Source organism: Pseudobacteroides sp. (assembly GCF_036567765.1).
Taxonomy (GTDB): Bacteria; Bacillota; Clostridia; order Acetivibrionales; family DSM-2933; genus Pseudobacteroides.
Window position 1 is genome coordinate 1 of the sequence record NZ_DATCTU010000066.1, and the last position, 8,597, is coordinate 8,597.

Consider the following 8,597-nt stretch of genomic DNA (forward strand, 5'->3'; position numbering starts at 1 on the left):
ATTTTTAAATTCCTTTCCCTTTTTTGATCCAACCTGATATAATTTCATTGTGGCAGCTCCTTTCGTTTTTGTTTTTCCCAAACAATAGTTTATCAAACTACCGTCTGGACTGCCACCTTCAATTTCTACGAAATTCGGGACTTACTCCAGCATACCCCCAATTTGGCAACTACGACATCCAGACTTACCCCGTTAATAGCACAAGTGTATGTGTATTTAGCAATGCTAACCAAATACTGTTTGCGGAAATAACCTATGGTATCTCCAATGTTCTGGATTTTCAAGGATTTCTTATTAGAAACCCTGAACAACTCCAAAAATGTATATGTCATAAATACCAAACTCCAGAATCGCTTAATTGATGTTAAGGACTCTACCTGATATTCATCAAAGCCTAAAGAATTTTTATGATATCGGTAGCTGGCCTCAATATAGTATGTACTGATTCATATCATCAGGTAGAGGATAGCCGTCTATATAATTATAGCCAGACCCTTCTAGGATGTACACTCTACTTTCAAACAATACCAGATTGTCAAGTTTGTATGCCATTTTGTCTTTGCTGTATGCGAACAATTCCAGCTCATTATAGCCAAAAATGGGGTGCCAGGCTGTGCCGCCTCGTCTAGCTCTATATACTTTTGCGGAATTTCAGCTCGTTTCATGCCATGTCTGGAATCAAGGGTTTGACTCAATTCCTCGAAAACTTTAGGACCTACCTTGATGTCCTTTTCAATATTGACATATGGCCTATTGCGGCACTTGCTCCTTCCTTTTTCATTTGCATAAATACTATATTCGCAGGTGAGGTTTTGTGTATCATAATTGGAAATGGGAGCATAATAGGATTTGATTTAATATAGTTTGGATTCAGGGCAAAAGACTTCACCGCCTGAGGTTCCTCGAATATCAAAAAACTCAAAGCCGTTTTCATTAATAAGAGAGTATATCGTTGATATGTCAAGATTATCACTCGTGCTACTTGTCAGTAAAAATGTCATCACTTCGTTAAAGGCACGGCTGTCCGCCGGATTGTACTTGATATTTGCAATTGGTTCACTGTGCTTATTGTCAGTGAAGCTTAGGAAAAATGGTTCCTCTGAGAATCCCTCACGAAACTGGATGTATTTCGTACCGTCCATTTCAAACCAGTTTGTAGTTGATTCGTGTTCTCCCATCGGCCAATAAAGAACCTTTCCTGATTTATCATATATGATTTTATCTGCAGTTTTGCTGTTAGCATATGTTTTTTAGAAGTTGTGCCTCTTCGCTTCTAAATTCCCATACAATTACAAAATAGCACTTAGTATCATGAAAAATAAAGCAGCGAAAAAAATAATCACCATTAACATCAAAAAGAATATCGCACATGTAACACCTAAGCCTTGACCATAATGCCAACGTCTGTTTGTCATAACATTCTTTTGGTATATTCTTAATTTTATCTAAGCATATTTCCAATAAGAAAAGCCAATCCGAGATATGTAATATATACAGCTAAAGTAATTCCAGCAACTGACAGGATTTTTAAAGCCGCGTTCATTTTGCTTCTGAAGATTTTATAATTTATCATCATGCCAGCAAATCCTACCATTGCACCAATAGCACCACCTAAGAAAACAATAAGCATAGGTATGCCGCCAATTATATAATGATATGTCTGTAACTTTGGTGCGATAAGAATCTCTTTACCATCAACTATAACACTAGGTATATAATCAAAAAATTTCACTTTGATAAATATCTTTTTCATTTCACCATTCTTCATATTAACCAAATATGGTTTTCCCGGATCAGCTGATTTTTTTATTTCCTTGCCATCAACATAAAGCTTTATCCCTTGAATAAATGATGCTAGCTGTAATTCAATCTTTGGACTATTCTCATCATCCATTATAATCACTTTCCTCATTATTGTCCTCCTTAGTTAATCAAGTGTTTTTATAAAAGAATTATAGGGTCTCTGAGGCATTGTGTGGCGGCTTGATTCCAAATTTCCATTATCCTGGAAAGGTTCTTTATGCGACCTGTAATTCTTGTTTGCGTTATTTTCTAAAGTAGACCACCATACACAAAATCACCTGTCATAATCTATATCAAACATAACATAGTTATCAATTTTGTTTTGATAGGATAAGTATGCGTTAACCCAGTATTTATCGCTTTTTTTATAAATCATACAGCCATATGAAGTTAAATTATCTTTTGCTCCTGATGTAGTGAGCTGTTTCCCTTGTTCTATTCTAAAGAGATTATAAACAATTTGGGAATTTAGCCCTAAACCATATATGAAAACTTTAGGGCCATCATCAATGAAGCTTTTTATCTTATCCTTATTGCCTTCTGCAAAATCATATGTAGCCCAAAGGGATTTGTTAGGTTTATTTTTTAATTCATTAAGATTTATGTGTTCTATATTGACTCCTTTGCTACCAACATCAAATGAAACTGGAATATCTTCATTAAACACAGTTATTGTTTGGATGCTTATTTTTTCCGGAGTACATGAAGTTACTAAAACTATAAGTAATATTGTCGCAAATAAAATATTTAACTTTTTTATATACATTTTTGAATGCTCCTTAAAAACTTAATCAATTTCAGGAGTTTACCATGAGCTCATAAACTCTAAAGTCCCGTGTAATAAAATTATAAATTTAAGTTCAAAAAATAGAGTTTTTTTGCGTTTACCCATATTATTGATATGATTCATAATTCTTTCAACATCTGAAATAGTATTTATCCCTTTTATTTCTTTGATTTGCTTCAAGCCAATTGTAGAATTCATTAAACCTCCATAAAATTAATCTTTCGTTTTATTTGCTCTCTCAGCAAAGTTTTAATTTCCTGAACAAAATTATCTACAATCAATTGTATCACTTTTTTACTTGGTATGCTATAAATGGATAATGATGCTGAAGGATCATTATAAATCTTTTGAACTGATTTTTATGTATATTTTTTATGGTGAAGAATATTTAAAAATCCAGATTCTAATGTTATAATAAATAATATGAATGCAATTCTATCAAATCAAACACAGTTTTTCAATGTCTAAGAAATTATGTTGCATTCTACACTATAATTTCTCATGATAACGATCAAGGTTGACAAAATCACTTCATGGCTTTGTTCTTTCAAAACGAGTGTTTTATTATTTGCGAAGGATTCCATTGGAAAATTATATTGTCTTTTGTTGCTTGAAATGAAGATATTAGATCATCTATAATGCACTTCGGCGTAACTGTTAAGTAAGTTATCATTACCAGGAAGATGTATGATTTTATATGAAGGGAAATACGACTAAATGAAAGTTCAAAATCTTGCGTTCAAAACCAGTATTAAAATAATTGAGACTAGAGCAATAGCATTTTTTATTGACTTTTTGATTTTAATTATTTCAACGTTTATAATATCTGCATTTATTGAGGGAATATGGCTGTTTACTCCTGTTTTAATTAGCGTTTATTATACTATGACTGAGTCTATTTTTGGATGTACTATCGGTAAATATTTTTTAAATCTCCGGATTGTTGACAAAAATTGCAATAAACCGAAGTTTTATAAGGTTTTATTAAGATCATTATTTTATTTGATAGAATTTAACCCTATAACTTTTTTAGTCACCTACATGATTTTAAAAAGGTCAAAGTTTAAACAAAGGCTTGGGGATAAGGTATCGGGTATCTTTGTCGTGTACAAAAAGGACTTGATTGAATATATGGATAATGAATTGGAAAATTCTATGGAATTTGAGGATTTTATTAAATATCATCGTGATTCTTCAGTCGAATTGGTAAAACATTATTCAGGTTCCTATAAAATTGCTCCCGACAAACAGTATATTGAAATAGATAACATTAGGAAAAAGCTAATTGGTATAGATAATATGACATATGATGAGTTGATAAATCAGGTAAACCAAGGTGCCAGATTCAGATATTTTTATATATGTGTGTCTGCTTTGATGATTTCCAATAGAAGTACCAGTGATATTTATTTTATTCCTGCAGATGAAAGCCAGTTTAAATACCATCTGAAATATACAATTATAACGATGCTTTTTGGATGGTGGTGAATTCCATGGGGTATTATTTGGACAATAAGCAGTATATCCAACAATTTAAATGGTGGAGAAGATATCACTGATGAGGTTTTAAATATCATTTACTCCGAAATAAAATGGAAAGAAGAAAAGCAAAGTGCCTTATCGTATCAAGAAATTGGAAAAACCACGGCTGATGAATTAAAGACTAAATTTGAAGGTATGTCTGATTATGAATTTAAAACCAAGTATGTTTACAACATGTCTAAGTTTAGTGGTGAAATATTAGGATTGATTAAGAGTGAGGATGAATATAGAAAAAGCAAAAACCATAATTATGAAAACTATACCCCTCAAAACCTGGAAGTTGGTGCCTTTAAAGAACGTCCAGTCCCAAATTATGGTACTTCACATAATAGAAATAGAAAGCCATACGCTGCAATACTGACGTTGATTTTTATACTTATTATTGTAGTAATAGCTGTTGTTCCTTCGTCCAAAGATTATGAGAAGCTTGCCAATGCTGAGTTTGAAGCAAAAAACTATTCAAAAGCTGCAGAGTATGTTGAATTATACTTGAAGGATCATCCTGATGATGTAAACGCATTTTTGTTTAAAATTGACTCATTATACTTATTGGGAAAGTATGTAGAAGTTATAGCTGAATGCAACAAACTGGAAACAATATCTCCAGGAAATAAAGAAAACTATCTTTATATGGGTCTATGCAATTATAATATGGCAAAATTCAATGAGTCGATTAAGTGGCTTGATAAATCTATAGGGATTGACCGGAAGTATAGCAGTGCATATGAATGGAAAGCAAGTGCTTATTATGAACTTAAAGAGTATGATGAATCAATCAAGACTGTTGATGCGTTACTTGCTTTTGATATGTATAACAGCATTGGATTAAAGGTTAAGGGCGAATCGCTGATGGCTTTAGAAAAATATGATGAATCAATAAAAACTTTCGAAAAAGCAATAATTGTTAAATCAGATGATGTTGAACTGGAAATAGATAAAATGGAAGCTTTATATCGCCAGAAAAAATATACCGAATTGATTGAAACTTGTAAGAAAGTAAATAAAAAGTTTCCTAATAATGAAAATGCTATGTGGTATATGGGCGATTGTTATTCTGCGAAAGAAGATCATGCAAATGCCATTCTATGCTATGAAAACGCATTGAAGATCAATCCCAAAAATGACAATGTCTTAACATCTATAGCTTTAGAATACTATGATATGCAAGATTACATAAAGGCTTCCGAATATACAGACAAAGCACAGAATTCAAATGCTGATAACAGTACAGCTGTGCTACTTAAAAAGGAACTGGAAGAAGCCAAAAAGCCTGAAAACGTACGTATTGCCAATTTTGTTAAGGAAAATTATCTTTATTTGGATAAAACAAAAAATGCAGATAATATTATTGACGCTTTTGCCAGAAAAGATAAAGTTAATTTAGAGGATATTAATAAATTTATAAATTCAATTAGATACAAAGATGATAAATTTACTTATTTTATATCAGGTGAGGAATATGATAACCTGGAAGATTATAAAGAAAGTAATCATATTGCTGTTGAAACCATAAATGATAATACCAAGTATATAAAAATCTTGATGTTTACTCAAGGAACGGCATACGAATTCAAGGATGCATTGGATAAAATTAAAAATCCTGAAAAACAGAAACTTATTATCGATTTAAGGGACAATCCGGGAGGTTTGGCTTATCCAACGAATAATATATTAGATGCACTTCTTCCGGAATGTGTTACAAGTTATGTTGTTTACAGGGACGGATATATAAATACTTACAGCTCTGCTGCCTCCCAAGTTAAATTCAAACATATATACATATTTGTTAATCAGAACTCAGCCAGCAGTTCCGAACTTTTATCACTAGGACTTAAAAAGTATCTTGATAATGTTACAATAATCGGTACTCCAACAGTTGGTAAAGGTGTAGGACAAATAACATTTGAAGATAAAAAGAAAAAGTATGTAATATTTTTGGTAAACCACTATTGGAATGTAAAAGAAAAAAATATTATGGGAAGTAACATTAAGCTGGATATATTGGTTAAAGGTAAGTCTGATGCAGACTATTTTTCAAAGGTTAAATGATGAAGGGGTCTATTGTAAAACGGCTATGATCTATCAAATGGTATTGAGGGAGGTGTGAAAATATGATTATAATGGAAACGGATAGGCTTATTGTAAGGAGCTTTAAGGAAGAAGATTGGCAGGATTTATATGAATATTTATCTTTAAAAGAAGTTTTAAAATATGAGCCTGAACCTGAAAGTGATGAAGAGGATTGTAAAAATAAAGCCATTGATCGTTCAAAGGGTGATATATTTTGGGCTGTTGTTCTTAAGGAGAGCGACAAAATGATTGGACATGTGTATTTTAACCAGTCAGAGCCGAAGGAATTTATGTCCTGGGATCTGGGTTATATCTTTAATCCGAAATATTATGGCTGTGGTTATGCTACCGAAGCCTCCCGTAGGATACTATAGTATGGATTTGAACAACTGGGAGCTCATAGGATTGTTGCAATGTGTAATCCGGAAAACACTGCCTCGTGGAAATTATTAGAGCGGTTATCAATGAGGCGGGAAGGATACTTAAAAAAGAATGTCTTTTTTAAAAGATCGGATGATGGAAATCCAATTTGGATTGATACATATCAATACGCTATGTTAGCAGAAGAATGGAAAAATAAATAATTATATACTATAATAAACAATATAACTATAAATAATAGATGGATTTATAAAAAAATCAGCTCCAAATGCTTGAACTACGGAGTTGATTTTTTTATGTCTAGGAAATTATGGTGTTTTCAACACCGCAATTTCTCACGACAACCACCAAGGTTGACAAAATCGCAAGCGATTTTGTTCTGACAGGGTATGGTGTCGCATCAATTATTACTTACTTCTTCACCATAAAATCCGGCTTCTGAACGAAATATTTTTTCTCAGCCAGCCTTCTCTGTACAATATCCAATGCCTCTCCAAACCTCTGGAAATGTACAACTTCTCTTTCCCTTAAGAACCTTAGAGGGTCTATAACATCAGGTCATCACACATATTTATAAGATTTTCATAGGTAGCCCTAGCCTTTTGCTCTGCTGCCAGGTCTTCTACCAGATCAGCGATAGGATCTCCCTTTGACTGGATGTAAGCTGCCGTAAAGGGGTTGCCTGCGGCACTCATTGGATATATTGCGTAGTCGTGGTCAGCATAATAATCACCCAATTCTTCTTTCTCCATAACTTTTGCAGTACACCTTTAGTGAGCTGGTGAACGATTGTGTCGGCCATTTCAAGGTGTGCAAGCTCTTCGGTACCTATATCGTTATCAAAATGGTATATTATGAAATGCTTGATTTATAAGTCTGGACGGATTTAGAATTGACAGCCAGTTATCAATAATATAGTCAATCAGATGAATTTGTACTTTTGCTCCTACTAATAATACAATTTTATTATGAATTCTTAAAACATATTTTGAAATTATAAGAGGTTGACTTGCTGGTTGGATGCGATGATTTTAAATTTATCGAGGAATTCTTTATGGTCTTTAACACAAACTCTAAATACAAGATATTGAATAATAAGAAAAATAAGCTAAAGAGGGAAAGAATATGAATAGTAGTGCTATTCTAGTCACTATTGTAATATAGTCAGAGTTGTTATTCATAATGAGGAGGGTATCAGAAGTATCAGTGTCAGGGATAGACAGAAATTGCTTAATTACATCTAAATTGTTAATTCTATGATTTGGCAAATCAAAAGGAGTTTTATCTAAAATGATCAAAAGTACATTAATCTGTGTTTGTTAGAAACCGATATATTTGATAGAAACTTCTCCAATAAATATAATTTCATAGGAGGAACCAAATGTATAGGCATATAAAACATTTATTAGTATTGTTGATAAGTATATTGCTTTTATATTGGAGAGTAGCAGTAAATATGCCCCAAACTATTATATTGCAAAATACAATGATTCCACAGTAAGTTTTGAAGTCCAGGGATTGTATTTAAGTGTATTTGAGCAGACACATCCCGTAGTTACACAATAGTTTTTAAATTATCAGCTAGGTGGTATATTAGTTAAAAGTTTACCAGTAATTGGTGCTTGCACTTTGTGTTTAATTATAGAGTTACTATACTACCCGGGGTTAATAATCTAAATATGCATGTAAATGGTAATTTAATGAAATTGACCTTATGGTATTATTATTCAAAATCGCAATTATATCAGTTTTTGACATAATAAACTTATAGCTTTTATGGAGTAAGTCCCGAATTTCGTAGAAATTGAAGGTGGCAGTCCAGACGGTAGTTTGATAAACTATTGTTTGGGAAAAACAAAAACGAAAGGAGCTACCACAATGAAATTATATCAGGTTGGATCAAAAAAGGGAAAGGAATTTAAAAATTATCAGATAGACCTTTCAGAAGCACATATAATGGCAAAAAACGGATTGATGGCATTATCAGTAATGGTTGGAATGAAAGTGTTAAGTT

7 protein-coding genes and 2 pseudogenes are annotated in these 8,597 nt (G+C 32.4%); 3 read left to right on the forward strand and 6 right to left on the reverse strand.

The window, feature by feature from the left end; translation table 11 throughout:
* Positions 1-125: 125 nt before the first annotated feature.
* The 5 genes and pseudogenes from VIO64_RS09930 to VIO64_RS09950 all read right to left on the reverse strand — a co-directional run.
* Positions 126-431: pseudogene (locus VIO64_RS09930) on the reverse strand (IS701 family transposase); the annotation flags it as partial.
* A gap of 423 nt (positions 432-854) precedes the next feature.
* Positions 855-1,178 (reverse strand): hypothetical protein, encoded by a 324-nt coding sequence (locus VIO64_RS09935; RefSeq protein ID WP_331917674.1) that lies wholly within the window; start codon positions 1,176-1,178, stop codon positions 855-857.
* A 263-nt stretch (positions 1,179-1,441) separates the two neighbouring features.
* Positions 1,442-1,912, reverse strand: a complete 471-nt coding sequence (locus tag VIO64_RS09940; RefSeq protein WP_331917676.1) for a hypothetical protein — start codon at positions 1,910-1,912, stop codon at positions 1,442-1,444.
* A 165-nt stretch (positions 1,913-2,077) separates the two neighbouring features.
* Positions 2,078-2,569, reverse strand: coding sequence for a hypothetical protein (locus VIO64_RS09945; protein WP_331917678.1), 492 nt, complete (start codon positions 2,567-2,569; stop codon positions 2,078-2,080).
* A 39-nt stretch (positions 2,570-2,608) separates the two neighbouring features.
* A complete protein-coding gene (locus VIO64_RS09950; protein ID WP_331917680.1) occupies positions 2,609-2,788 on the reverse strand; it encodes a hypothetical protein in 180 nt (59 codons plus the stop codon).
* A 519-nt stretch (positions 2,789-3,307) separates the two neighbouring features.
* Between VIO64_RS09950 and VIO64_RS09955 the strand changes: the two genes are divergently transcribed.
* From VIO64_RS09955 to VIO64_RS09965, 3 genes are all read left to right on the forward strand, one after another.
* Positions 3,308-4,078: an RDD family protein gene (locus VIO64_RS09955; RefSeq protein ID WP_331917682.1), complete on the forward strand. Its 771-nt coding sequence runs from the start codon at positions 3,308-3,310 to the stop codon at positions 4,076-4,078.
* A gap of 189 nt (positions 4,079-4,267) precedes the next feature.
* Positions 4,268-6,181 carry a S41 family peptidase gene (locus VIO64_RS09960; RefSeq protein WP_331917684.1) on the forward strand — a complete coding sequence of 638 codons (1,914 nt, stop codon included), beginning with the start codon at positions 4,268-4,270 and terminating at the stop codon, positions 6,179-6,181.
* 62 nt (positions 6,182-6,243) lie between these two features.
* Complete coding sequence (locus VIO64_RS09965; RefSeq protein WP_331917686.1) at positions 6,244-6,576, forward strand: GNAT family N-acetyltransferase; 333 nt, start codon at positions 6,244-6,246, stop codon at positions 6,574-6,576.
* Between the two features lie 418 nt (positions 6,577-6,994).
* Here VIO64_RS09965 and VIO64_RS09970 read toward each other — a convergent pair.
* A pseudogene (locus VIO64_RS09970) lies at positions 6,995-7,451 on the reverse strand (manganese catalase family protein).
* Between the last annotated feature and the right edge of the window lie 1,146 nt (positions 7,452-8,597).

Coding starts and splice junctions, on each gene's coding strand:
- VIO64_RS09940 (WP_331917676.1), bottom strand. CDS start 1,912: ATGAGGAAAGTGATTATAATGGATGATGAGAATAGTCCAAAGATTGAA.
- VIO64_RS09960 (WP_331917684.1), top strand. CDS start 4,268: ATGTCTGATTATGAATTTAAAACCAAGTATGTTTACAACATGTCTAAG.
- VIO64_RS09965 (WP_331917686.1), top strand. CDS start 6,244: ATGATTATAATGGAAACGGATAGGCTTATTGTAAGGAGCTTTAAGGAA.
- VIO64_RS09950 (WP_331917680.1), bottom strand. CDS start 2,788: ATGAATTCTACAATTGGCTTGAAGCAAATCAAAGAAATAAAAGGGATA.
- VIO64_RS09945 (WP_331917678.1), bottom strand. CDS start 2,569: ATGTATATAAAAAAGTTAAATATTTTATTTGCGACAATATTACTTATA.
- VIO64_RS09935 (WP_331917674.1), bottom strand. CDS start 1,178: ATGGGAGAACACGAATCAACTACAAACTGGTTTGAAATGGACGGTACG.
- VIO64_RS09955 (WP_331917682.1), top strand. CDS start 3,308: ATGAAAGTTCAAAATCTTGCGTTCAAAACCAGTATTAAAATAATTGAG.